This window comes from Murinocardiopsis flavida (genome assembly GCF_003014485.1).
Lineage (GTDB): Bacteria > Actinomycetota > Actinomycetes > Streptosporangiales > Streptosporangiaceae > Murinocardiopsis > Murinocardiopsis flavida.
Genome location: NZ_PYGA01000011.1, coordinates 44927 through 69269 on the forward strand (window position 1 = coordinate 44927; position 24343 = coordinate 69269).

At 73.3% G+C, this 24343-nt stretch carries 18 protein-coding genes and 1 riboswitch; of the genes, 7 read left to right on the plus strand and 11 right to left on the minus strand.

Features of this window, described 5'->3' with window-relative positions; all coding sequences use genetic code 11:
- Window positions 1-105: 105 nt before the first annotated feature.
- Window positions 106-1134 carry a coiled-coil domain-containing protein gene (locus CLV63_RS16040; protein ID WP_106583843.1) on the plus strand — a complete coding sequence of 343 codons (1029 nt, stop codon included), beginning with the start codon at window positions 106-108 and terminating at the stop codon, window positions 1132-1134.
- A 164-nt stretch (window positions 1135-1298) separates the two neighbouring features.
- On the opposite strand, the gene CLV63_RS33585 is transcribed toward CLV63_RS16040, so the two are convergent.
- Window positions 1299-1451, minus strand: a complete 153-nt coding sequence (locus CLV63_RS33585) for a hypothetical protein (RefSeq protein ID WP_170134233.1) — start codon at window positions 1449-1451, stop codon at window positions 1299-1301.
- 585 nt (window positions 1452-2036) lie between these two features.
- Here CLV63_RS33585 and CLV63_RS16045 point away from each other — a divergent pair.
- From CLV63_RS16045 to CLV63_RS16060, 4 genes are all read left to right on the plus strand, one after another.
- On the plus strand, window positions 2037-3053 hold the full coding sequence (locus CLV63_RS16045) for a hypothetical protein (RefSeq protein WP_106583844.1): 1017 nt from the start codon (window positions 2037-2039) through the stop codon (window positions 3051-3053).
- Between the two features lie 240 nt (window positions 3054-3293).
- Window positions 3294-4334 carry a LacI family DNA-binding transcriptional regulator gene (locus tag CLV63_RS16050; RefSeq protein ID WP_245928847.1) on the plus strand — a complete coding sequence of 347 codons (1041 nt, stop codon included), beginning with the start codon at window positions 3294-3296 and terminating at the stop codon, window positions 4332-4334.
- A 10-nt stretch (window positions 4335-4344) separates the two neighbouring features.
- The gene (locus CLV63_RS16055) at window positions 4345-5289 is read left to right on the plus strand and encodes a carbohydrate kinase family protein (protein ID WP_106583845.1); all 945 of its coding nucleotides are present in this window, start codon (window positions 4345-4347) and stop codon (window positions 5287-5289) included.
- Window positions 5290-5641: 352 nt separating this feature from the next.
- Complete coding sequence (locus CLV63_RS16060) at window positions 5642-7174, plus strand: PucR family transcriptional regulator (protein WP_170134234.1); 1533 nt, start codon at window positions 5642-5644, stop codon at window positions 7172-7174.
- On the opposite strand, the gene CLV63_RS16065 is transcribed toward CLV63_RS16060, so the two are convergent.
- The 6 genes from CLV63_RS16065 to metE form a co-directional block, all read right to left on the minus strand.
- Window positions 7138-8568, minus strand: coding sequence for a sodium:solute symporter (locus CLV63_RS16065; protein WP_106583847.1), 1431 nt, complete (start codon window positions 8566-8568; stop codon window positions 7138-7140). The genes CLV63_RS16060 and CLV63_RS16065 overlap by 37 nt on opposite strands.
- A gap of 1 nt (window position 8569) precedes the next feature.
- Window positions 8570-9499 carry an agmatinase family protein gene (locus CLV63_RS16070; protein ID WP_106583848.1) on the minus strand — a complete coding sequence of 310 codons (930 nt, stop codon included), beginning with the start codon at window positions 9497-9499 and terminating at the stop codon, window positions 8570-8572.
- 382 nt (window positions 9500-9881) lie between these two features.
- Window positions 9882-10676 (minus strand): carbohydrate ABC transporter permease, encoded by a 795-nt coding sequence (locus CLV63_RS16075; RefSeq protein WP_106584010.1) that lies wholly within the window; start codon window positions 10674-10676, stop codon window positions 9882-9884.
- Between the two features lie 113 nt (window positions 10677-10789).
- Window positions 10790-11680, minus strand: coding sequence for a carbohydrate ABC transporter permease (locus CLV63_RS16080; RefSeq protein WP_106583849.1), 891 nt, complete (start codon window positions 11678-11680; stop codon window positions 10790-10792).
- 198 nt (window positions 11681-11878) lie between these two features.
- Window positions 11879-13132, minus strand: coding sequence for an ABC transporter substrate-binding protein (locus CLV63_RS16085; RefSeq protein ID WP_106583850.1), 1254 nt, complete (start codon window positions 13130-13132; stop codon window positions 11879-11881).
- Window positions 13133-13460: 328 nt separating this feature from the next.
- The gene (gene metE / locus CLV63_RS16090; RefSeq protein ID WP_106583851.1) at window positions 13461-15755 is read right to left on the minus strand and encodes a 5-methyltetrahydropteroyltriglutamate--homocysteine S-methyltransferase; all 2295 of its coding nucleotides are present in this window, start codon (window positions 15753-15755) and stop codon (window positions 13461-13463) included.
- 236 nt (window positions 15756-15991) lie between these two features.
- Window positions 15992-16231, minus strand: a riboswitch (cobalamin riboswitch).
- 431 nt (window positions 16232-16662) lie between these two features.
- Here metE and CLV63_RS16095 point away from each other — a divergent pair.
- Both CLV63_RS16095 and CLV63_RS16100 read left to right on the plus strand, forming a co-directional pair.
- Complete coding sequence (locus tag CLV63_RS16095; protein ID WP_245928848.1) at window positions 16663-18297, plus strand: polysaccharide deacetylase family protein; 1635 nt, start codon at window positions 16663-16665, stop codon at window positions 18295-18297.
- Between the two features lie 321 nt (window positions 18298-18618).
- Window positions 18619-19236: a DUF6461 domain-containing protein gene (locus CLV63_RS16100; RefSeq protein ID WP_106583852.1), complete on the plus strand. Its 618-nt coding sequence runs from the start codon at window positions 18619-18621 to the stop codon at window positions 19234-19236.
- A 125-nt stretch (window positions 19237-19361) separates the two neighbouring features.
- Here CLV63_RS16100 and CLV63_RS16105 read toward each other — a convergent pair whose 3' ends face one another.
- From CLV63_RS16105 to CLV63_RS16120, 4 genes are all read right to left on the minus strand, one after another.
- The gene (locus CLV63_RS16105; protein ID WP_106583853.1) at window positions 19362-19910 is read right to left on the minus strand and encodes a nitroreductase family protein; all 549 of its coding nucleotides are present in this window, start codon (window positions 19908-19910) and stop codon (window positions 19362-19364) included.
- 91 nt (window positions 19911-20001) lie between these two features.
- Entirely contained in the window at window positions 20002-21138 is a 1137-nt protein-coding gene (locus CLV63_RS16110) for a quinone-dependent dihydroorotate dehydrogenase (RefSeq protein WP_106583854.1), read from the minus strand.
- 96 nt (window positions 21139-21234) lie between these two features.
- Window positions 21235-22155 carry a proteasome assembly chaperone family protein gene (locus tag CLV63_RS16115; RefSeq protein WP_106583855.1) on the minus strand — a complete coding sequence of 307 codons (921 nt, stop codon included), beginning with the start codon at window positions 22153-22155 and terminating at the stop codon, window positions 21235-21237.
- A 154-nt stretch (window positions 22156-22309) separates the two neighbouring features.
- The gene (locus tag CLV63_RS16120; protein ID WP_106583856.1) at window positions 22310-24109 is read right to left on the minus strand and encodes an ABC-ATPase domain-containing protein; all 1800 of its coding nucleotides are present in this window, start codon (window positions 24107-24109) and stop codon (window positions 22310-22312) included.
- Window positions 24110-24343: the final 234 nt, after the last annotated feature.

The window sequence follows — 24343 nt, forward strand, 5'->3', positions numbered from 1 at the left end:
GCCGCCGACGACCCCCTGGGACTGCCGCCTAACGGAGCAGGCGGTCCGGCCGCGCGGTACCCCGCCGATCCCGCGCGCCCCACCCCTGCGCAGAGGAGCAAACGAGTGCAGTTCGACCAGCGGGAGCGCACCGCCGGCGCCGATGACTTCGCGGACTTCTGGGCGCCCGACCCCCGCCCCCGGGTATGGGACGGCCTGTCGGAGCGGGCCCTGCCCGCGGGCCGCAGGCTGCGCCGCGGCGCCGTCCGCTGCGCGGCCGTCGCGGTCGCCGTGGCGGCCTGCTCCACCCTCACCGCCGTCCCCGCCGCCGCAGAGAACCTCGACTCGCTCCTCGGCAAGGCCGACGAACTCAGCGACGAGTACAACGGTGAACTGCGCGACATGGAGGGCGTCCTGGAGGACGCCAAGAAGGCCGACGAGCGCGCCAAGAAGACCCAGAAGGAGGTCGACGACGCGCGCGAGCACGTCCGCCGCCTCGCGGTGTCGCAGTACACCGGCGGCGGCCTCGAACCGGCGCTGACCCTGTTCGTCGAGGACGAGCCGCAGGACCTCATCGACCGGTCACTGCTCGTCCACCACCTCTCCGAGAACAACGAAGACCGCATCGAAGGGCTCCAGCAGGCGATCTCCCGCGACAAAAAGGCGCGCGACAACGCGCAGGGGAAGGTCGACATCGCGGAGAAGGACCTGAAGAAGCTCGACGACCGCCGCGCCAAGGTCCAGAAGATGATCGCCGACCACCCCGCGCAGGAGATGGGCCCGCCCGACAACCTCACGCCGCGCACCCGCCAGATGAAAGAGGTCATCAGCGAGAAGTTCGGCGAGAACAAGAAGCACGGCGGGGTCGGCTGCTACCGGCCCGACGGCGGATTCGTCGTCGGCGAGCACCCCAAGGGGCGGGCCTGCGACTTCATGGTCGACAACAACGGCCAGATGCCGTCGCAGGAGCAGATCGACCACGGCCAGGAGATCGCCGACTGGGGCAAGAAGAACGCCGACCGGCTCGGGATCATGTACATCATCTACCGGCAGCAGATCTGGGACGTCCGCCGCGGCGGCGGCTGGCGCGACATGTCGGACCGCGGCAGCATCACCGAGAACCACTTCGACCACGTGCACATCTCGATGTTCTGACCGCTGTTCCGACCGCTGCTCCTATCCCCGTTCCGGCCGGCGCTCCGATCAGGTGGTGCGGCCGGCCCGCCGACCACTGGTCCGAACGGCCCGCCGAACGCCACTGCGGCCGGTGCCGCGACCGGCGCGCCGCCCGCGCACGCGGCACCACCGCCAGGGGACGGTCAGCCCGTGAAGACCGGGGCGTAGATCAGCGCCATGCAGCCGCCCGTGAGGGCGAGGACCGCCGCGATGGCGAGGAAGAAGACGAACCAGGCGACGAAGCCGTGCCTGGGGGGTGTCCTGCGCCCGCTGGTGTCGGCGGTGTTCGGCGGCATCGGCTCGGCCCTCCCTGTCGAGGCGGACGGGCGGACGGCTGATACGTCCGGATTCGTCCTCGGCACCCGTAGGACGCCCCGCCCGCCTCCGCCGTGGCCATCGCCGGGTTTCGATCGGGCAACGATCCACCGGCCCGCACGGCGGTCCGGGCGGCCGCGGCACCCCTGCCGCGCGCCGTTGAGCCCGGTGACGGCGGGCCGCGGTGCGCCCGCCGAAGGCGGCCGGTTCCGGTCGCCGTGCGGGCCGCCCCTCCCCGGCGCCCCTCTCAGCGGCTAGGCTTCCAGGCGGCACCTGAATCGGCGGGATGAGGAGAGCACGCCTCCTCCCTCACCCCGATCCCGACTCGGAGCCGGTCGCAGGGAAGGCGACCGCGCCGGTGCTGCGACGCCCTCGCGTGTGCCGTGCCCTCGGCGGCCCCCAACGCCGACCCATATCCTTCCCACTGGCCCGCGCGTCACCAACACCCGACCGTACGCCGGGCACCCGACCGTGATCTTGCGATGGAACCATGAGCGCGTCGGCGAACGTCCCAGGACACATCATTAACGCAGCAGGTCATTAACGCAGCAGGCGCGAGGGGAGCCATGAGCGACAACGGACCCTACACACAGCCACCCCAGTACCCGGGTGGCGAGGGCAACAACTCCGGAGGTCAGCCGCCTTACGGGGGATACGGCGACCCCAACGCCGCTGCGCAGTACCCCGGCGGCTACAACCCCGCGAGCGGCGGCCAGCCCGGGTTCGGGCCGCAGGGTCCCTACGGCGCCGGCCCCCAGCCGGGCCCCGGCTTCCAGCAGCCCCACGACCAGCAGATGTTCCAGGGTGGTGGCGGAGGTGGGCAGCCGCCCTACCCCGGCGGCACCCCCGGGTACCCGCCGCCGAAGAAGAGCAGCGCCGGGCTGTGGATCGTCATCGGCGGCGGCGCCGTCATCCTCGTGCTGGTGGTCGCCGTCGTGGTGATGCTGCTCCGCACCGGCGGCGGCACCCCCACTACCCCCACCTCCCCCGAGGAGACCGCTCCGCAGGCCGACCCCAGCGCCGAGCAGCCCGAGGGCGGCGAAGGGGCACCCAAGGGCGAGGCGCCCTACGCGCTCCCCGAGGACGCCTGCAAGGTGCTGACCGAGACCCAGGCCAGCGAGTACGGCTCCTCCGACGCCGGCAGCAAGAACCTCAGCGACAGCCGGTCCTCGTGCAACTGGTCGCTCAGCGGTGAGGACCGCAGCTACGGCACCCTGTCCGTGGAGTACCAGACCCCCTACGCCGGGTCCGACTCCATCGAGGGCGCGAAGACCGACTACAAGGACGCCGTCGAGTCGGCCACCGACACCGACAACTCCTACACCAAGATCAAGATCCTCAACGAGGAGGAGGTCGACCTCGGCAACGAGGCGACGCTGGTGTTCTCCGAGCAGAAGGGCGTCAGCACCCAGTCGGTCGCCGAGCTGCTCGTCCGCCAGGACAACATCAACATCAACATCCGGTACACCATGAGCGGCAACGTCCTGGAGGAGAACCCTCCGGCGCCGCTGAAGTACTCCGACGTCGAGGAGCTGGTCCCCGAGATCGGCAAGCTCGCCGTCGACCACGTGGGCGCCTCCTGACCCGTTCCGCCCAGCGGCGCCCGTTCCCCGTCACGGGGGGCGGGCGCCGTTTTCGGTGCCGCCGGTGCCGCCGCCCGGTCGGCGCCGGGCACCGCTGCCGCACACCTGCCGCACACCAGGGCACTGACAACGTTGTCAATCGTCCTCGCCTCCCGTCATACTCCCGTTGTGGGGCGAACGCGTCCCGTGCCGCCCTCTGCACGCAGACGGCGGGCCGGCGGCAGGGACGGAGGGCGCGGGGTGGACGCCGCACCGAGGCAGACCCGCGATGTCGCGCGGCCGACCATGAAGGACGTCGCCCGCGAGGCCGCCGTGGGCCTGAAGACGGTCTCGCGCGTCGTCAACGGCGAACCCGGCGTCTCCGAGGCGACCATCGCGCGGGTGCGCGACGTGATCTCACGGCTCGGCTACCGGCGCGACGACGCCGCCCGCGAACTCCGCAACGGCCAGGTCGCCTCCATCGGCCTCATCCTGGAGGACTCCACCGACCCGTTCTACGCGCACCTGGTCGGCGCCGTCCAGGACGTCGCGCAGGCCAACGGCATGCTCGCCCTCACCGGCACCTCCGACGAGGACCCCGCGGCAGAGCGCGACCTCGGCCTCGCCCTGTGCGCCCGCCGCGTCCAAGGGCTGGTCATCGTCCCGGCGCCGGGCGCCGACCACCACTACCTGGCGCCCGAGCTCGCCGCCGGCATGGCGGCGGTGTTCGTCGACCGCCCCCCGGTGGGCGTGCGGGCCGACACCGTCCTGACCGACAACCGCGGCGGGGCGCGCGCGGCGACGGCGCACCTGATCGCGCACGGCCACCGCCGCATCGCCTTCCTCGCCGACGCCCCCGGCATCTTCACGGCGGCCCTGCGCCGCGAGGGCTACCGCGACGCGCTCGCCGCGGCGGGGATCCCCGCCGACGAGGCGCTGATCGCCATGGAAACGCCGCTGCCCGAGGCGGTGCGGGCGGCGCTGCGCGCCTTCGAGCGGCTGGACCGGCCGCCGACCGCCCTGGTCACCGGGAACAACCGCACCACCGTGGCGGTGCTGCGCGCGCTGGCGCAGGCCGCGGTGCGCCCCGCCATCGTCGGCTTCGACGACTTCGAGCTCGCCGACCTGATGACGCCCCCGGTCACCGTCGTCGCCCAGGACCCCGTCGGGATGGGGCGGGCGGCCGCCCATGCCCTGTTCAGGCGGCTCGCGGGGGACGACTCCCCCGCGCGCAGCATCGAACTGCCCACCAGGCTCATCGCCCGCGGCTCGGGCGAGACGCCACCCCCCACCCCCGGATAGGAACGGCCTCATGATCACCGTTGTCGGCGAGACGCTGATCGACCTCATCAGCGGCGGAAGCGGGACCTACCGCTCGACGCCGGGCGGCGCGCCGGCCAATGCCGCGGTCACCCTCGCCCGGCTCGGCGTCCCCGTGACGCTCGCCGCGCGGATCGGCGACGACAAGTTCGGCCGCACCCTGCGCGCCTACGTCGCGTCGCGGGGGGTCGGCACCCGCGACCTGGTCGCCGCGACCCAGGCGACCACGCTCGCCATCGCCAACGTCGACGGCACCGGCAGCGCCGAGTACGACTTCTACGTCCGGGACACCGCCGACTGGCAGTGGCGGCCCGAGGAACTGCCCGACCCCCTCGAATCCGATGTCACCGCGCTGCACGTGGGCTCTCTGGCGCTGGCCATGGCGCCGGGCGCGGCCGTCCTCGAGGAGTGGATCGGCCGCCAGCGGGGCCAGGCCACCGTCAGCTACGACCCGAACGTGCGCCCGGCGCTGGCGGGGACGCCCGAGGAGGAGCGGATTCGGATCGAGCGCCAGGTGGCGATGGCGGACATCGTCAAGGCGAGCGACGCCGACCTGCGGTTCCTCTACCCCGACGAGGAGGTCGGCGCGGCAGCGGAGCGGTGGACCCGCCTGGGGCCCGCACTGGTCCTGGTCACCCAGGGCGGCGACGACACGCTGGTCCTGCGGGGCGGCCCCGCCCCGGTGTCGCTGCGCTGCGCGCCGCCGAAGGTCGACGTGGTGGACACGGTGGGCGCGGGCGACGCGCTCGCCGCCGGGCTGCTGGACGCGCTCGGCCAGGTCGACGCCCTCGGCGCCGCACAGCGGGACCGGCTGCGCTCCCTGTCCGAGCCGGAGCTGCTGGCGTGCGTCGGGCACGCCCAGCTCGCCGCCGCGCGCACCTGCGAGCGCCTCGGCGCCGACCCCGGCCCGCTGGACCTCCCGCCGGTCGCCGGCTGACCCGCCGGGCGGGGCCGCGGGCGCGTTCCGGTGCCCGGTGGGCGCTCGCGCGGGCCGCCGGGGCGGCACCGCCGTGGTGCGGTCGGCCCGCACGCGGTGCCCCCGATGGCGGGCACCGGGCATCGGGGGCACTCCCCCCGGGCACCGCGGCACGCTCCGACCAGGGCGGACTAGAATGTCGGGCGCGCCGGGGCCGCGGCGCGCACCGGCTCCGCGGCAGGGCGGGACGATCCGGCGCCGCGCCGGGCGCCGACGCGTGCACCGGTCCCGCCGCACGGGAGAACGGCGCCGCGCCGGCCGCCGCACAGAGCGGGTCGCGCCGCACCGGGGCGCAATCGCGGGAGGGACCGGCATGCCGCTGACCATTCGAGGGCTGCTCACCCACGGGGAGCTGGGCCTCTCACTGGCAGCGGGTGCGGCGGGCATCGACCGCGCCGTGAACTGGGTGCACGCCAGCGAGGTCCCCGACCCCACCCCGTGGCTCGACCCGGGGTCCCTCGTCATCGCCACCGGGCTGGGCCACGGCTCGCCCGGGGTGATGGCCGGCACGGTCCGCAGCCTCGCCGCGACCGGCGCCGCCGGCCTGGGGGTCGCCGTCGACGTCGTGTACGCGGCGGTGCCCGAGGAGGTGCTGGCCGCGGGCGAGGAGACCGGCCTGCCCATCCTGGTGGTCCCCTTCGCCACACCGTTCGTCGCCATCGCCCGCGCGGCGGCCGACCGGATCGCCGAGGAGGAGCGCGCGGCCCTGCACCAGGCGCTGACCACGCACCAGCGGCTCACCGCCTCGGTACTGGAGCACGGGGCCGCGCTCGGCAGCACCCTGGTACTGGCGCGCTCGCTCGGCGGGTGGGCCGCCGTCGCCGACCGGGCGGGGCGGATCACCGCTGCCACCCCGACCGGCGCGGCAGCGGCGGCGGAGCGCTGCCTCGCCGAGCTCCCCGAGCCCGCTCCCGGGCGCACCGCGTCGACATCGGACGCCGAGGGGCACCTCATCGCCTACGGACTCGGCGCGGCCGCGGCGCGCGGCACCCTGATCGCCTGGCGCGAGCGGCCCTACACCGGCCCCGAGTACAGCGTCATCGCCGCTGCGGCGTCGCTGGTCACCTACGAGTCGGAGGTGCAGTGGGCCGCGCGGGCGCGCGCGAGGCGCGCCGATATGGACGCCGTGCGCGACGCCCTCCGCGACGGCGCCGACCCGAAGTCGACCGCCCGGCTGGCGGCCTCCTGGGGGCTCGACCCCCACACCCTGGTGGTCGCCGTGGTCGGCGGCGCCGAGCCCCTGCTCGGCGAGCCGCCCGAATGGTTGCAGGCGCTCCTCGCCGACCGCGACCTGCCGGCGCTCGCCTGCGCCACGGAGCGCGGCGAGGCGGTCCTGGTGTGCTCCGCCCCCGGGACGGTCATCGATCCCGTGCGGGCGGCCGCGGAGCGCGACGGCGGCCCCCGCCCGGCCGGGATCGGGGTGAGCGGCCCCGTGGGTCCCGGCGCGCTCGCCGACGGCCTGCGGCAGGCCCGCCAGGCCCTCGCCGCCGGCAGCAAGGAGGGCCGCGCCGTCACCGCGATCGGCGACCTGGGCGCACTGGACCTGCTGCTCGCGTCGTCGCGCGCCGAGGTCCCCGAAACCCTGATCCGGCGCCTGGTCGACCCGCTGCGCCGCGCGGGCGACGAGCGCGGCCTGCCGCTCGCCGAGAGCGTGCGGGTCTTCCTCGACCACAATGGGTCTCTCGCCGCCGCCGCGGCAGAGCTCGGCGTGCACCGGCACACGCTCCGCTCCCGGCTCGACCTGGCCGGGAGCGTCCTCGGCCGCGACCTCGACTCCTCCTATGTCCGGCTGGAGCTGGGTTTGGCGTTTCAGGCGCTGGCGCTCGCCCGGGGCGCGCCGGACTGACCGCTGCGGTCGGGCAGCTCCTCGAACGGGACGGCGGCCTCCGGCGCCGGGCGCCCGGCCAGGCTCACGGCGACGAAGGCGACCAGGCTCGCGAGCATCCCGTAGCCGACCGGCTCGTTGGCGTAGAGCCCCGAGACCGCCATGAACACCACGCACACGACGCTGCCCGCCACGATGGACGCCAGCGCGCCCGCAGCCGTCGACCGGCGCCAGAACAGCGCGCCCACCACCGGGACGAACAGGGCCGCCGCCAGCAGGTCGGCGGCGACCGTCACCGCGCCGACCACACTGTCCATCAGCAGTGACACCACCAGCGCCACCAGGCCGATCCCGAACAGCGCGGCGCGGTTGGCGCGCACCGACGCCGCGCGCGGCCCGTACCGCGGGCGGAGCACATCGTTGGTGAGCACGGTCGAGGACCCGATCAGCAGCCCGCTCGCCGTGGACATCGACGCGGCCAGCGCGGCGGAGACGATCAGCCCGAACACGCCCACGGGCAGCACCAGCGCGGCGACCTGCGCGTAGGCGTCGTCGGGGTTGTCGAGGCCCGGGAGCAGGACGCGGCCCGCCGCGCCGATGAGCGCCCCGGCGAGGCCGTACAGGGCGCAGTAGGCGCCCGACGCCACGGCGCCCCATCGGGCGACCGCCTCGGAGCGGGCCGTGAAGAGCCGCTGCCAGTTGCCCTGATCGATCATGAAGCCGAAGAAGAACAGCAGGAAGTAGGCGAGGATCGTACTCCAGCCGATCCCCGTCGGCGAGAAGTACCCGGCGGGGAGTTCCGCGCGCATGCCCGCGAACCCGCCGGCGGCCTGGATCGCGAAGGGCAGCATGACGAGGAAGATGCCGACCGTCTTGATCAGGAACTGGATGATGTCGGTCAACGTGATGGACCACATGCCGCCGGCCACGCTGTACACCATGATCACCGCCCAGCCGATCACCGCGGCGGGGCCGGCGGGCACGCCGAACGCGACCTTCAGCACGGTGCCGATGGCGATGATCTGGCTGACGCCGACCATCAGCGTGTAGAACACCACGATCGCCGAACTGATCACCCGCGACCGCGCCCCGAACCGGCGGTTGAGCGCCTCGGGCACGGTGTAGACGCCGCTGCGGAACAGCTTCCGGCCGAACACCACGCCGATCGCCGTGATGCCGAGCGCCAGCATGAGGACCAGGGCCATGCCCGACACCCCGTACTGGTAGCCGAGGCTGACCCCGCCCACCGTCGACGCGCCGCCGAGGACGACGGTGCTCATCGCCGAGGTGTACATGAACGGGCCGAGGCGCCGCCCGGCGACCGTGAAGTCCTCCGAGGTCCTGCTGCGGCGCATGCCGACATAGCCCAGCGCGAGCATGACGGCGAAGTAGGCGACGATGACCACCGCGTCCATGTCAGTGCCCTTCGCCCGCTGCGGCGGCGTTGGCGTGCACGACGACGGTGGACACGAGGTAGGCGCCGAGGATCGCCGTCTGGTCGTTGCGGTCCGTCATGGGGTTGACCTCGGTCAGCACCATGGCGTCGACCCGCGGGGCGAGCCGCCGGACGAGTTCCAGCGCCTGGTGGGACGTGAACCCGCCCGGTTCCAGCGCGCCTGCGCCGGGGGCGTGCGCCGGGTCGATGCAGTCGATGTCGAACGCGAGCAGGACCCGGTCGGCACCGCCGACGTGGTCGAGCACGTCGTCGCACACCGCGTCGACGCCGCGGCGGTGCACCTCTGCCGCGGGCACGCAGCGGAGGCCCGCCTCCTCGCGGAAGCGCAGCGACGACGGGAAGTTGAAGTGCCGCGGCCCGACCTGCACCGACGCGGCTGTGGACACGTTGGCGAGTTCGGCGGCCCTGCGCATCCCCGAGGACTGGCTGTGCGTGCCCTGCTGCACGTTGCGGTCCATCAGGTCCAGGTGGGCATCGCAGTGGATGACGGCGACCGTGCCGCCGACGTCCTCGGCGTGCTCGGACAGGCCGCGCGCCACCGGGTACAGCAGGGAGTCGTCGCCGCCGAGCACGACGGGCGTCCGACCGGAGTCCAGCGTCTCGCGGACCCCCGCGCTCACCGCATCGATCGTGGCGTCGAGGTCGTGGGCGACGGTCGCCAGGTCGCCGCCGTCGACCAGCAGGTCCTCGGGGTAGGGCAGGGTCGTGCCGAGGTCGACGCTGTAGATCCGCTCGTCCTCGCGGCGCTGAAGGATCCAGCCCATCGCGGAGCGGATCCGCTCCGGTGCGTACCGGCTGCCCGGCCAGCCGAGGGTCGACGCGCCGTCGAACGGCGCACCGAGGAGGCGGAATCTGCGGGCGCCGTCGGGACGCGCGGTGCTGCGGGGCATGGTGCTCCTTGTGCTTCGGACCCGCGGCGCGGCCGAGCGGCGGCCCCTCCGCGTGTCCCGGTACTGCGGATCCCGCAATTGTCCAGGTCCGCGCCCCGACCGGCCTAAGGCCCACATGGCGAAAGCAGCGGCGGGGGGTGGACCACTGGTCCACCCCCCGCCGCACACCCGTGGGGACGCCGGGGCCCTACCCCCTTCGACCCCCGACCGGCCCGCTCAACCCTTCAACGCACCCGCCATCAGCCCTCTCATCAGCACCACCCAGGGGGACGCCCCCCTTCGACCCCCGACCGGCCCGCTCAACCCTTCAACGCACCCGCCATCAGCCCTCTCATCAGCACCACCCAGGGGGACGCCCCCCTTCGACCCCCGACCGGCCCGCTCAACCCTTCAACGCACCCGCCATCAGCCCTCTCATGAAGAACCGGCCGAGGAAGATGTAGACGAGCAGTGTCGGCAGGGACGCCAGCAGCGCCGCGGCCATCTGCTCGTTGTAGGGCGCGACCATCGACCCGGCCACGTTGTTCAGCGCGACCGTGACCGGCGCGTTCTCCGTGTTGGTGAGGAACACCGCGAAGAGGAAGTCGTTCCACACGGAGGTGAACTGCCAGATGATCGTGACCGCGAACGCCGGGGCGGAGTTCGGCAGCATGACTGAGGCGTAGGTGCGGATCAGGCCCGCGCCGTCGACCCGCGCCGCCTCGATGAGGGTCGTCGGGATGCCGGCGTAGTAGTTGCGGAAGATCAGCGTGCAGATGGGGATGCCGAACACGGCGTGCGCGAGGATCAGCGGGAACAGGCTGCCGCCGTCGGCCATGAGGCCGGCGTCGGTCATCATCTGGCGCAGCGGGATCATCACCGCCTGGTACGGGATGAACATCCCGAACAGGAACAGGGTGAACACCACGTCGGAGCCCGGGAAGCGCCACTTCGCCATCACGAAGCCGTTGAGCGAGCCGAGGACCGACGAGATCAGCACGGCGGGGACCGCGAGGACCACGCTGTTCCACAGCGAGGGCGCGAGCTGGCCCCACACGCTCGACCAGGTGTCCACCGTCCACGTGGCGGGGTTCGGCAGGTTCCACGCCTGCGCCGAGGTGGCCTCCGCCAGCGGCTTGAAGCTGGTGACCAGGAGGACGTACATCGGGATCAGGAAGAACAGCGCGAAGGCCAGCATGACCGCGTAGCGGAGCAGGCGGGTCACTGCGGGGCGGTTCCACTGCTGCTTCTGCTGCGGTGCCGGCTCCCGGGTCCGCTCGACCGGGGTGTCCGGGGTCTCCGTTGCGGCCGTCACGACGAGTCCCTCTCGTTGCGCATGTTCCAGACCAGGTAGGGGATCACCAGCACGGCCACGGCGAGCAGCAGGTGGCTGGCGATGGACGCGCCGAACGCCGGGTCGCGCACGTCGAACACCATCTTCCACATGTACACGGCGGGCACCTCGGCGACCGTGGAGTTGCCGGCGACGGCGACGATGAGGTCGAAGACCTTCAGCGACATGTGCCCCATGATCACGATCGCGACCATCAGGACCGGGCGGAGCTGGGGCAGCACGACGTGCCGGTACACCTGCCACTCGGTGGCGCCGTCGACCCGGCCCGCCTCGCGGAGGTCCTCCGACACCCCGCGGAACCCGGCGAGGAACAGCGCCATCACGTAGCCGGCGAGCTGCCAGATGGCCGGCAGCGCCATGGCGACCATCCCGGTCTCCGGGTCGCGCCACCACGTCTGGCCGTCCACCAGCGCCCCGAGCCCCACGGCGCCGAACAGCCCGTTGAGGCCCGCCGCGGAGTCCGAAGCCATGAGCCAGCGCCACACGATCCCCGTGGCGATGAACGACACCGCCATGGGGAACAGGTACACCGTCCGGAAGGTCATCTCGCCCCGGATGGGCTTGTCGAGCAGCAGCGCCAGGACGAAGCCGAGGAGCATCGCGCCACCGAGGAACACGACGGTGAAGACCACGAGGTTCCACACCGAGTCGGTCCAGCGTTTCAGCTCCCACAGGGCGACGTAGTTGTCCAATCCGACGAACTCGCCGGGCTTGGGACCCGGGAGGTGCTTGTCGGTCAGGGACAACTGGAAGTTCCAGCCGATCAGGCCGTAGACGAAGATCCCGATCAGAATGATCGAGGGCAGCACCAAGAGCAGACCTGGCAGCCAGTCGCGTGCCTTGCGCATGGCCGTGCCGTTCCTTCCTTGCCGTCGTACCGGGCGGCACGTTCGCGTGTCGTGGGCGTGGTCGCGGCGCCGCGCGTGCGGCGCCGCCGGGCCGCCCCGTGCCGGGGCGGGCCCGTCATCCCGCCGCACGCTGACGCGGGCGGCGCCCCCGCCCTCATCGGGTGCGGGACGCCGCCCACTGGGGCGGTCGGGGTCGTGCTACGGGTTCTTCGCCGCCTCGACGAGGCCCTTCTGCAACGCGTCGGGGTCCTTGTCGCTGAGGAAGTTGCCCACCGCGTTGTCGATGGAGTCCTTCTGGCGGTTGGTGGCCGAGACGCCGTGCCAGTAGGAGCCGGCGAGCTTGGCGTCGGACCACTCCCCCAGCGCCCACTTCAGGTAGCCGTCGTACTTCTCCGGGTCGGCGTCGGTGCGCGCCGGGATGGAGCCCTTGATCGGGTTGAAGAGGTCCTGGCCCTCCTTGCTGGAGACCAGCTTCAGCCACTCCATGGTGCCTTCGGAGTTCTTCGCCCCGACGGGCAGGGTGAAGGTGTCGGCGAGCCACAGGTAGGTGCCGTCGGTGTCGGGGTAGGCGACGTAGCCGAAGTCCTCCCCGTCCTTCTTCTTCAGGTCGTTCACGAAGTACCCGGCGGCCCAGTCGCCCATGACGTTGAAGGCGGCGTCGCCGTCGACGACGGCCTGCGCGGCCTCCTGCCAGTCGCCGCCCTTGGTCTCGGCGTAGCCGCTGATCTCCTCGAAGTCCTCCAGCGCCTTGGTGACCTCAGGGGAGTCCCAGTCGGCGTCCTCCTGCCACAGCGCCTGGTAGCCCTCCTGGCCCAGTTCGGCGAGGAGGACGTTCTCCAGCAGGTGGTCGGCGGTCCACTGGACGCCGAGGGTGATGGGGGCGGCGTCGGTCTCGTCCTTGACGGCCTTGAGCGCCTTGATGAAGTCCTCGGTGGTCTCCGGCGGCTTCTCGATGCCGGCCTCCTCCAGGACCTTCGGGTTGAACCAGAGGACGTTGGAGCGGTGCACGCCCACCGGGACGGAGTAGACCTCGCCGTCGGTGGAGCTCTGCTCGGTGAGCTCCTTGGGGAGGACGTCGTTGAGGCCCTCGTCCTTGTAGAAGTCGGTGAGGGGCTCCAGGTACCCGGCCTCGATGTTCTCCTGGAGCTCCTTGCCGGCGTGGCCCTGGAAGGACTCCGGCGGGTCCTGCGCCTCCAGGCGCGCCTGGAGCTTGGCCTGGGCGTTGGTGCCCGACCCGCCGGCGACGGCGGCGTTCTCCACCGTGTAGTCGGTGTCCTTCTCGAACTTCTCGATCAGGGCGTTGAGGCCGGCCTCCTCGCCGCCGCCGGTCCACCAGGAGAAGATCTCGACCTTCTTGCCGGCGTCGTCGCCGCCACCGCCGCCACTACAGCCGGTGGCCATGAGGACTCCGGCGAGTGCGGCCGCACCGACCGCCTTCCAGCCTGCGCGCATGGTGCATCCCTTCCACGGCCATGACCTGCCCGTTCACCGGTGCGCGCTGCTGATGACCGGCACCTCGTGACACGCGTCATGACAACGTTGTCAATAGCCCAATCCAGTCATCTCCGGACAGTTTCTGTCAAGCCCGATCCAATAACTTCTCGGCATAGCCACTTCCCACCCGCCCCACGCGTCCCGCACCCCCTGCGCAATGGGGCCGACGGCCCGCCGCGGGATCGCCGTGATCGAACGGCGGGGCGCCTGCCGCGCCCCGGGCGCAGCAGGAGGGCCGGCGCCCCGCGGGCGCCGGCCCTCCCTCATACCGCGATCAGCCCGTCACTCAGCCGTTCGCGAGGTCCTCCCTGACCTTCTTCGCCGCGGCGACCATCGCCCGCAGCGACGGTTCGACCTCGGCGTACCCGCGGGTCTTCAGGCCGCAGTCGGGGTTGACCCACAGCCGCTTGGGGTCGACGGCGCGCAGAGCGGCGCGGAGGCCGCTCTCCACCTCCTCCGCCGACGGGACCCGGGGCGAGTGGATGTCGTAGACACCCGGCCCGATGCCCCGCCGGTAGCCGATGGTCGCGAGGTCGTCCACCAGCTCCATGTGCGACCGGGCCGCCTCGACGCTGGTGACGTCGGCGTCCAGCTCGTCGATCGCGCCGACGATCAGCCCGAACTCCGAGTAGCACATGTGCGAGTGGATCTGGGTGGAGTCGGCGACCCCCGACGTCGCCAGCCGGAACGAGCCGATGGCCCAGTCCAGGTAGCCCGTGTGGTCGGCGGCCCGCAGCGGCAGCAGCTCGCGCAGCGCCGCCTCGTCGACCTGGATGTGCCGGATGCCCGCCTTCTCCAGGTCGGCGATCTCGTCCCGCAGCGCCAGCGCCACCTGCCGGGCGGTGTCGCCCAGCGGCTGGTCATCGCGCACGAACGACCACGCCAGCATGGTCACGGGCCCGGTGAGCATGCCCTTGACGGGCTTGGCCGTGCGCGACTGGGCGTAGGTGATCCAGTCCACCGTCATCGGCTCGGGCCGCGCCACGTCGCCGAACAGGATCGGCGGCCGCACGTACCGCGAGCCGTAGGACTGCACCCAGCCGAACTGGGTGGTGGCGTAGCCCTGCAACTGCTCGGCGAAGTACTGCACCATGTCGTTGCGCTCGGGCTCGCCGTGGACCAGCAGGTCCAGGCCGATGTCCTCCTGCAACGCGATCACACGGTCGATCTCGGCGCGCATCTGGCCCTCGTAGGCCGCGCGGTCGATCCGGCCGTTGCGGAAGTCGGCGCGCGCCTTGCGGACCTCGGCGGTCTGCGGGAACGAGCCGATCGTCGTGGTCGGCAGCAGCGGCAGCTTGGAGGCGGCCTCCTGCGCCGGCACCCGGGCGTCGTAGTCGGTGCGGGACGGGTCGGCGCCCAGCGCGTCCAGGCGGGCGCGCACCCGCTGGTCGAGGAACGCCTTGGGGGTCCCCTCCGCACTGGCCGTGCGCGCCTCGGCGAGCCCGGCAGCGGCGGCGTCGGGGTCGTCCAGTGCCGTACCGAGCAGCGCCACCTCGGCGACCTTCTGCTTGGCGAACGCCAGCCGCGACCGCAGGACGGGGTCGAGACCGGTCTCGGCGTCCAGGTCGATCGGCACGTGCAGCAGCGAGCAGGACGTCGAGACGACCACCTCGCCGGCGAGGCCCAGCAGCGAACCGAGCGTCGACAGCGCGCCGGGGATGTCGGTGCGCCACACGTTGCGGCCGTCCACCACCCCGGCCACCAGGGTCTTGTCGCCCAGGCCCGACACCCGCGCCAGGTCGGCCACCTGCTCCGGCCCGCTGACCAGGTCCAGGCCGACGCCCTCGACGGGGGCGCCCTTCAGCACCTCCAGCGATTCGTGCCCGATGCCGCCGAAGTAGCACGACACCAGGATCTTGGGCCGCTCCGTGAGCCCGCCCAGGCGGGCGTAGACCCGCTCCAGGGCGGCGCGCTCGTCGCGGCCCGCGTCGGTCGCCAGGACCGGCTCGTCGATCTGCACCCACTCCGCCCCCGCGCCCGCGAGGGACGCGAGGAGCTCGGCGTAGACGCCGAGGAGGTCGTCGAGGAGCTCGATGGTCCGCCAGCCCTCAGGGGCGTCGGCGGCGCGCTTGGCGAGCAGCAGGAAGCTGAGCGGCCCGAGGAGCACCGGGCGGGTCTCCACGCCGAGCCCCTTGGCCTGGGTGTACTCGGCCAGGGGCTTGGCCCCTGCGAGGCGCAGCCGGGTCGCCGGCGACAGTTCCGGCACCAGGTAGTGGTAGTTCGTGTCGAACCACTTGGTCATCTCCAGGGGTGCGACCCCGTCGGCGCCGCGCGCCATGGCGAAGTAGCGGCGCAGCTCGGCCTCGCGGTCGCCCTCCCCAGGGGCGAACTGCGCGAAGCGCTCCGGCACCGCGTCCACCATGACCGCTGTGTCGAGCACGTGGTCGTAGTAGGAGAAGGTGTTGGACGGCACCAGGTCGATGCCTGCACCGCGCAGGCCCTCGACGGTGTCGCGGCGGAGTTTCGCCGCGACCGCGTCGAGTTCGGCGGCGTGGATGTCGCCCTTCCAGTAGGACTCCGAGGCGAACTTCAGCTCTCGGTTCGATCCGATCCGCGGGTAGCCGAGGACAGTGGTACTCACTGGGCACCACCGCCCTGGCGGCGCGCGGTTCGGAGGGTTGCCGACCCGGCAAGCGGGGAAACGGCTCGCATCGCTTGATCTCTCCCTAGTCGAACAGCCGAAGGTCCGGCGTCGTCGCGGGAGATGGGGGCGATGGCGGGACAGCGAGGGGTCGGCGCGCGCCTGGGGCGCGGCCGGCTCGCGGCCCTGCTTCGCCCTGGCTCTCCCTCGAAGCCGCGGACCACCGCGGGTGCACGGCGCACCCGCGGGCGGTGGCAGGTCTTCGGACTCGCGGGCGCGGCCCGGCTCCCGAGGCGGGGTCACCGCCTCTGCCCGACCACCTACCGGCCGTCGCTTCCCGGATCCGGCCGGATCCAGTGCCATGACGGCTTTCGTTCCCACTCACCGCTGCGGGGCAGTCCCGGATTCGCACCGGAGTTCCCTCTTGCGACACGCGGAGCCGTACTCCGCGTGAACCGACCGCACTGGGAGTATAGATGGCGGACCCGCCGCGGATTCGGGCGGGCGGCGGCACCGCGATCCCCGACCGCACCGAACTTCCGGCCGCGCGCGGACATCGAATGTGATGTGCCCCCCAATCGGGGGGTACCGCACCGTTCGTCGTTTCCCTCACATTCACACCATTCGCAAGCTACCGACCTGGGAACTTGCACACTTTGCAGCCGGGGAAGGGGATGTTGGCCGTGGCATTACCGTGTCGGGACCACCGCGCGGGGTTCCGCATCCTAGGCTCGTTTCGCCGACGCACCGGATCGTCCAGCGCCGCCGCCGACCGAACCGCGCACCGCTCACCGGACCGCACCTACGAAAGCGAAAGACTGACCTTCCCTTGAGCAACTCTGACTCGCACCGCTTGCCCCGGAACCCCGACTCCGCCGGGCACCGGCCCCGCGGGACCCGGAAATTCGTGCGTGCCGTCGTCGCCACCGCGGCCGTCGCCGCGATGATCGGCGGATGCTCCTCCGGTGGCGGGGCCGAGCACGCCTCGGGCAAGGACACCGAGCCGGTCCGTGCCACCGGCGAACCCGACAAGCTCACCAAGGTCGCGCCGAAGACCGTTCCCGGCGTCAAGGCCGAGGAGAACAAGGACGACGGCGACGTCGATGTCGACGTCCGCTACCCCGATGTGCCCAACGCCGCCCCCTTCACCAAGCGCCTGGACGAGCTGACCTCGCAGGAGGTCGACGACTTCAAGGCGGCGAACCCCGGCGCCGAGAGCATCGCGATCGACTACGGCATCACCGCCGCGGGCGACGACGTCCTCGGCGTCCGCCTCACCAGCGACGAGAAGGACTCCGAGGGCAAGCGCAAGGGCTCGGCCACCTACTGGTACGACGCCAAGGCCGGCCGGACCGCCTACTCCACCGAGCTGCTGTCAGGGCAGAAGGACCTCGCCGCCCTGAACAAGCTGGTCAAGAAGGAGCTCAAGGGCGAGGACGCGGTCGACTCCGCGTCGATCGTGCCGATCCTGCGGGTGTACGACTCGATCGGGTTCAACCCCGACGGCGACCTCGTCGTGGAGTTCGACGAGGGCCAGGTCGCCCCGGTCAAGAGCGGGCGGGTGAAGGCGATCGTGCCCAAGAAGAAGGCCGAGCCGCTGCTCTCGAAGTTCGGTGCGCGCGCCCAGGACGCCGCCACCGTGGTCACCCCGAAGTTCCGCATCACGAAGGAGGCGTCGGCCGCGCCCTCGCCCGAGGCGCCCGCGGCGGCGAAGGTCCCCGGTGTGCTCCCGACCCGCGACGGCGACCTCGACTGCTCGCTGAAGAAGTCCAAGTGCGTCGCGCTGACCTTCGACGACGGTCCCGGCGGGCGCACCGGCGACCTCCTCGACATGCTCGCGAAGCACGACGCGAAGGCGACCTTCTTCCTCACGGGTGAGCCCGTCCGCGAGTTCGCGCCGCTCGTGCGGCGCGAGTACGCCGAGGGGCACGAGGTCGCCAACCACACGGTGACGCACCCCGACCTGACCACGGTCAGCGCCTCGTCGGCCGAAGGCGAACTGGCGACCGTGAACGCGCTCATCCGGCGCGAGACCGGCTTCCAGCCCTCCCTCATGCGCCCGCCCTACGGGGCGACCGACAAGTCCGTCGCCAAGGCCTCGGCCGACAACGGGCTCGCGGAGATCATCTGGAGCAGCGACACCAACGACTGGCGGGACCGCGACTCCTCCGTGGTCGCCAAGCGCGCGGTGGCCGACGCCAAGCCGGGCGCCATCATCCTGATGCACGACATCCACCCGTCGACCGTCGACGCCGTGCCCGAGATCCTCAAGAAGCTCACCGACGACGGCTACAACCTGGTGACCGTGACGCAGATGCTCGGCGACACCAAGCCGGGCAAGTCCTACAAGGAAGGCGAGATCGCGAAGGAGAAGGAGGAGCCGTCGGCCTCCGCGTCGCCGTCCGCGTCGGAATCGGGTTCGCCGTCCCCCTCCGGCACCGCGACGAGCGGCAAGCCCGAGGAGTCGGACAAGGAGAGCGGGCAGCCCGAAAAGGACGACAAGGACGCCCAGAAGGACGAGAAGGACGGCGAGAAGGAGTAGCACGGGGTACGGGGGCCGTCCGGATCCGGCCGGTCCCCGTACCGCGCGGCGCGCCCGCGGGGACTGTGGCATAGCCGACCTTCCGGGCGTGCTGCCCCCGACCGCACCCGTGTGCGGACCGGCGTATGGTGGGACGCCGTGGGCACGAGGGCCCTCCCTCCAGGATCGCCGCTCGTCCACTCCCGGCCACCGCCGCACGGGGATGTCCCGTCCCGGCCCGGTTATCGCGCGCCGCAGCGGGAACCCGCTGAAGGAACGGCAGCGTCGGAGTGGACAACGAAGCCCACCACACACCCCATGCTTTGTCGAAGGGACGGGCTGATGTCCGTTGCGCGTGCCCGCGACTACGCCTGGCTCCAGGAGAGCCAGCCGGACCTCGCGGAGGCGTTCTGTCTCTCCTACGTCCGCGGTCTCACCAAGACCGAGGCGCTGCGCCGCCTCGGCGCGGCCGAGCGCAGCCTGCGTTCGCTGCCGATCGCCGAGGCGGTCGAAGCGGGCCTGTGCTGCGAGGGAACCCCGCCGCTCACCGCGCACGCCCTGTGCGTGGAGGGCTGGGCGGTCATCATCGAGCCCACCGGGTGCCGCGCCACCCGCCCGGAGATGTACAGGGCGCTGTCGGCCGAGACCGAACTGGTGTCGGTGCGGGTCGTCATGGACCACCGCTACGAGTTCCGGTGGATCGTCGACGGCGTGCTCCAGGTGTTCTTCGACGCCCGCACCCCCGACATCAGGCGCGGCGTCCGCCCCGACAGCCTCTCGCCCGAGATGGCGTCCGTGGGCCTCATGGGCGAACTCGACCCCGACGAGGTCGACCCCGGCGCGGCGATCCTCGCGCTCGCCGACCGGGTCACCGGCGTCCGCGTCCGCCCCACCCACCTCAACGGCCCCCTGCTCGGCGCCGAACTCGACTGCCCCCTGCCGCTGGCCGCCCCGCTCTGACCCCGGCCGCCACCGCCCACGGCCGCCGGCAGCGCCGCTCGTGCCGCCGGCAGCTCCGCTCATGACCCTGCCCGAGGACGGACCGGGGGCTCCCCGGCCACGGCACCGCCGTGCGGTGGGGGCGGCTACGGGGTCGGGCGCGGCGGGCCGGCGAACTCATCGGCGGCGCGGCGGCCGGTCGGCACGGCGGTGACGCGCGGGGGCCGCGGCGCCGGGCGGCCCAGCGCGATGGCGTGCTCGACGCGCCAGGGCGGGCCGACGCCGAGCAGGTCGGCCGCCGCGCGGACGTTGTCCTCCGGGAAGATCGTCGCGGGGCAGCTCCCGAGGCCGAGCGCGTGGGCGGCCAGCACGATGGTCTGGCACAGCCGCCCCTCGTCGAAGGAGGCGTCCGCGCCGCCGAGGTCGCGGTCGACCGCGAGCGCGACGACAACGGGCGCCGCGGCGAGGTGCCCCGCGTAGGCTCCCAGGCCGCCCAGACGGGCCCGCACCGCCGCGTCGGTGGCGATGAGCAGCCGCCACGGCTGCCGGTTGCGGGCCGAACCGGTCCACCGCGCGGCCTCGACGATGGCGGCGATCTCCGCCTCGGTCACCGCGTCGTCGGTGAACCAGCGCGTGGCCCGCACGGAGCGCAGCAGCGCGAGCAGGTCGGGTTGCGGTTCGGGCGGCGGGGTCATCGGGGAACCTCCGTTCGGGCGGCACCGGCCGGTGGGCGACCGGCGGCGGACGCCGTCGGCGGTGGCGCGGGCGCGGCCGGCGGGGACGGGCTCACCCGGTGAGGGGGGCGGCGTGCTCCAGGTCGGTGCCGACGGCCGCGGCGATGGAGGTGTACCCGGCGGCGCGGGCCAGCCGGGCCAGGCCGCGGTTCATGGCGCGCGGCCACAGCGGGCCGCCGTAGATGAGCCCGGTGTAGCCCTGGACGAGGGTGGCCCCGGCGCGGATGCGCTCCCAGGCGTCCAGCGGGGTCTCGACCCCGCCCACCGCGACGAGCACCAGGCGGTCGCCCGCGCGGGCGCGCAGCCGCCGCAGGACGGCCACCGACCGGTGCTTGAGCGGCGCGCCGGACAGGCCGCCGGCCCCCGCCGCCTCGATCTCCTCAGGGGTGCTGCGCAGTGCGTCGCGGGAGATGGTGGTGTTGGTGGCGATGATGCCGTCGAGGCCGAGTTCCAGGGCGAGGTCGGCGACCGCGTCGATGTCGGAGTCGGCGAGGTCGGGGGCGATCTTGACCAGCAGCGGCAGTTCGGGGCGCCCGGCGTCGTCGAGCGCGGCGCGCACCGCGCCCAGCAGCGGGCGCAGGTGCCCGACGGCCTGGAGGTCGCGCAGGCCGGGGGTGTTGGGCGAGCTGACGTTCACCGCGATGTAGTCGGCGACGTCGGCGAGGCGGCGCGCGCTCGCGACGTAGTCCTCGACGGCGCCGCTCTCCGGGGTCGCCTTGGTCTTGCCGATGTTCGCGCCGATGACCAGGGGGGCGCGGCCCCGCTGCACCCGCCGGGCGCGCTGCATCCGCAGCCGCCCCGCGACGACGGCCGACCCTTCGTTGTTGAACCCCATGCGGTTGACGATGGCGCGGTCGGCCACCAGCCGGAACAGCCGCGGCGCCGGGTTGCCGGGCTGCGGATGGGCGGTGACCGTGCCGATCTCGACGTGGCCGAAGCCGAGGGCGGTCAGCCCTTCGGCGCCCTTGGCGTTCTTGTCGAAGCCCGCGGCGAGGCCCAGCGGCCCGGCGAACTCCCGGCCCAGCGCGCTGACGCGCATGTCCGGGCCGCGCGCGCCGCACACCCTGCGCATGAGCGGCGCGGCGCCCGGCACCGCGCTGAGCCCGCGGAGCGCCCCGAAGCTCAGCCGGTGAACCCGCTCCGCGTCAGCGTGCCGCAGGACGGCGTGGAACAGCATCTGGTAGAGCACCGGCTGGATCTTCCTTGTTCGTCGTCGGCGGGCCCGCAGGGACCCGGCCCGCACGGGCCCGCCCGTCCCTGCGCGGCCCCGGGCGGGGCCGCGGGTTCAGCGCTCGCCGTTGTCCTGCTCGGCGAGGTAGCGCTCCAGTTCGGCACCGAGCTCCTCGGCGGTGGGCAGCGCGGACTCGTCCTCGGCGAGCAGCGGACCGGACTCGGCCGTGCGCTCGCGCGCCGCGACGGAGGAGTCGTACTGCTCTTCGAGGCCGCGGACCACGCGCTGCACTTCGTCGGACGCCTCGACCTGCTGCTCGATCTCGGCGTCGGTCTCGACCGCCGCCTCCTCCAGCGCGCCGGCGGGCAGGGCCAGGCCCGTCGCGCCGGCGACGTACTCCAGTGCGGCGATCGCCGCGCGCGGGTACTCGGCCTGGGCGAGGTAGCTGGGGACGTGCACGGCGTAGCCGATGAAGTCGGCCCCCGCCTCGCCGAACCGGTACTCCAAGAGCGACGACGCGCTGCCGGGCACCTGGACCCGGCCGAGCCACGGCGTGTGCTCGGCGACGAGGTCGCGCCGCGTGGCGTGGGCCGTGACCGTTGCCGGGCGGGTGTGCGGGACCGCCATGGGCATGCCGTGGAAGCCCACGGTCAGGCCGACCGAGAACCGCTCGGCGAGCTGGCGCACGGCCGCGGTGAACGCCTCCCATTCGCGGTCGGGCTCGAGGCCGTGCAGCAGCAGGTACGGGGTGCCCTCGGCGTCGGCCATCAGGTAGAGGGCGAGCTTGGGGTCGGCGTAGGAGGTCCAGGTGCTCTCGTCGAACATCATGGCCGGCCGGCGCGACCGGTAGTCGAGCAGCCGGTCGATGTCGAACGTGGCGATCTCCCGCGCGTCGGACTGGGCGAACAGGGTCTCAACGGCCTGGCGGGCCGCGCCCCCGGCGTCCACGAAACCGTCCAGGGCTACCAGCAGGACGGGGCGGGCGAGCTCTGGGGGGTCGGGCCGAAGCTCATAGAGATCAGCGGGATCGCGCACCTGGACGGGTCTCCATTCTCATGCCGCGCGTGGGGTCGTCGCCGAGGGCAGGCCGGGGTCGTGCGGCCGGTACGGCTTTGTCCCAAGGATAGCGAGGCCCGATGACCGGGCCGTGAAGCACCAGGGGATCGGGCCGGCGGCCCCGGCGGGCGCCTCAGCGCTGCGCGCTGACACGCAGGGTCCGCAAGCGGTTCAGCGCCGCCGCGATCTCCAGCCGCCGCGGCAGCGCGTAGTCGCCAGAGTAGCCGCCGGCGAGAACGGCGAGACCGTCGTCGGCGATGCGGGCGTCCAGCGCGTCCAGCGCCTCGGCGAGGGTGGCCCGCCCGTCGAGCAGGCCCTTCTCGGCCAGCGCGCGCATGGCCAGCCCGAGCCCGATGACCTGGCTGGGGTCGACCACCTGGGTGAGACCGCGCACATCGATGTCGGTCGCCCCGAAGGTGAGGACGTCCATGTCGCGGCGCTTCAGCCGGGCGCGCCCCTTGGCGGTGGCGTCGACGGAGCGCGGGTCGATCACCCGGTGCGCCGGGGCGGGGAACGGTGCGTCGGCGCGGTCGGCGGCGAGCGCCCGCGCCTGGGCGGTGACGTCGCGGGGGCGGTAGGCGTCGAGCATGACGACCTGGTCGGCGACGTCGAAGTAGTCGCCGCTGCCGCCCATGACCAGCACCGTCGACACCCCGTGGGTGCGGTGCAGCGGGCGGACGAGGTCCACGAACGGGATCAGCGGCTCGCGGTCGCCGTGGACCAGGGCCTGCATCCTGGCGTCGCGGATCATCAGGTTGGTCGCGGTGGTGTCCTCGTCCACGAGCAGGGTCCCGGCCCCCGCTTCGAGCGCCTCGGCGATGTTGGCGGCCTGCGAGGTCGACCCGGAGGCGTTGTCGGTGCGGAAGTCGGCGGTGCCCGCACCGGTGGGCAGCGTGCGGACGAACGCGCTGATGTCGGTGCGCTCGACCCGGCGCCCCTCCTCCGCCCTGATCTTCACGGCGTCGCCGCGGGTGGCGACCAGTTCGCGCCCGTCGCCGGGCACGTGGTCGTACACGCCGCGTTCCAGGGCTTGGAGCAGGGTGGACTTGCCGTGGAAGCCGCCGCCGACGATCAGCGTGATGCCTTCGGGGACGCCCATGCCGGTGATCTCGCCGGCGTGCGGCAGCTTCACGGCGACCCGCAGGCTGTCCGGTGCGGAGAACTCCACCGCGGAGTCCGCGCCGCCCGCCATGGGCAGGTCGCTGATGCCGCTGCGGCGGGGGAGCACGGCGCCGTCGGCGACGAACGCGACGAGTCCGCGCGCGGGGAGCTGCTCGCGCAGCGCCGCGGTGTCCTCGACCGTGTCGGCGAACGCGACCGCCTCGGCGGTGTCGAGCGCGTCCCAGCGGATCGCGTCGACCATGGCGGGCAGTCGGTCGCACAGTTCGCGCTGCGCGGCGCGGCCGTCGATCCGGCGGCCGTTGCCGGGCAGTTCGACACCGAGTTTCAGGTGCAGGGCGCCGCCGTCGATCCGGCAGGCGGAGCGGGCCAGCACCTCCTGGCCGCCGGCGTCGATGCGCAGCCGTGCGCCCTTGAGCGCGCGGTGCGCCTGCCGGGCCAGGTGGTCGGCCGTGGCCCGGCTCCGCACCGGGGCGCGCCAGGCGGACTCCGGCAGGGCGGCGACGGCGGCGGGCACGTGCACCGCGACGCGGGACGGCGGTGCGAACGGGTCGGCCTGCACGCGTTCGACGGCCAGCGTGAAGTCGCCGAAGTCCCATTCGCCCGCCAGCGACTTGTACCGGCCGTAGGAGGAGCCGTCCATGCGGCCCAGTTCGGCGCGCAGGCGGTCGGCGTCGCGGACACCCCTGATCTCCTCGCCCCCGCCGCTGCCCCCGCCGCGGCCGCCGTATCCGCCGGGCCCGCCGTGTCCGCCTCTGCCACCGTGTCCGGGGCGCCCTCCGCGGCGCCGCTCCCTGGCGTCGTCTGCCGGCATGTGCCTGCGTCCTCCTCGGTCCTCGTGTGCTGGTGGGGGCGGTCGCGGCGGCCCTCGCCCGCGCCTGCCCCGCCCTGCGGATGCTATGCGTGCCACACGGGCGGCGCCGCCGCCCGTGTGGCGCGGCACGCACCCGAGTCGCTACATTCGGGGGGATTGGCGGTGTTCCGCCCGCTGTTCCGCCCGCTGTTCCGCGCGCCCGGCGGCCGTCTCCGGACCCGGTCCGCCGCAACC

Coding starts and splice junctions, on each gene's coding strand:
- CLV63_RS16100 (WP_106583852.1), top strand. CDS start 18,619: ATGTCCGTTGCGCGTGCCCGCGACTACGCCTGGCTCCAGGAGAGCCAG.
- CLV63_RS16080 (WP_106583849.1), bottom strand. CDS start 11,680: ATGCGCAAGGCACGCGACTGGCTGCCAGGTCTGCTCTTGGTGCTGCCC.
- CLV63_RS16045 (WP_106583844.1), top strand. CDS start 2,037: ATGAGCGACAACGGACCCTACACACAGCCACCCCAGTACCCGGGTGGC.
- CLV63_RS16065 (WP_106583847.1), bottom strand. CDS start 8,568: ATGGACGCGGTGGTCATCGTCGCCTACTTCGCCGTCATGCTCGCGCTG.
- CLV63_RS16120 (WP_106583856.1), bottom strand. CDS start 24,109: ATGCCGGCAGACGACGCCAGGGAGCGGCGCCGCGGAGGGCGCCCCGGA.
- CLV63_RS16060 (WP_170134234.1), top strand. CDS start 5,642: ATGCCGCTGACCATTCGAGGGCTGCTCACCCACGGGGAGCTGGGCCTC.
- CLV63_RS16105 (WP_106583853.1), bottom strand. CDS start 19,910: ATGACCCCGCCGCCCGAACCGCAACCCGACCTGCTCGCGCTGCTGCGC.
- CLV63_RS16085 (WP_106583850.1), bottom strand. CDS start 13,132: ATGCGCGCAGGCTGGAAGGCGGTCGGTGCGGCCGCACTCGCCGGAGTC.
- CLV63_RS16075 (WP_106584010.1), bottom strand. CDS start 10,676: ATGCTGGCCTTCGCGCTGTTCTTCCTGATCCCGATGTACGTCCTCCTG.
- CLV63_RS33585 (WP_170134233.1), bottom strand. CDS start 1,451: ATGCCGCCGAACACCGCCGACACCAGCGGGCGCAGGACACCCCCCAGG.
- CLV63_RS16070 (WP_106583848.1), bottom strand. CDS start 9,499: ATGCCCCGCAGCACCGCGCGTCCCGACGGCGCCCGCAGATTCCGCCTC.
- CLV63_RS16055 (WP_106583845.1), top strand. CDS start 4,345: ATGATCACCGTTGTCGGCGAGACGCTGATCGACCTCATCAGCGGCGGA.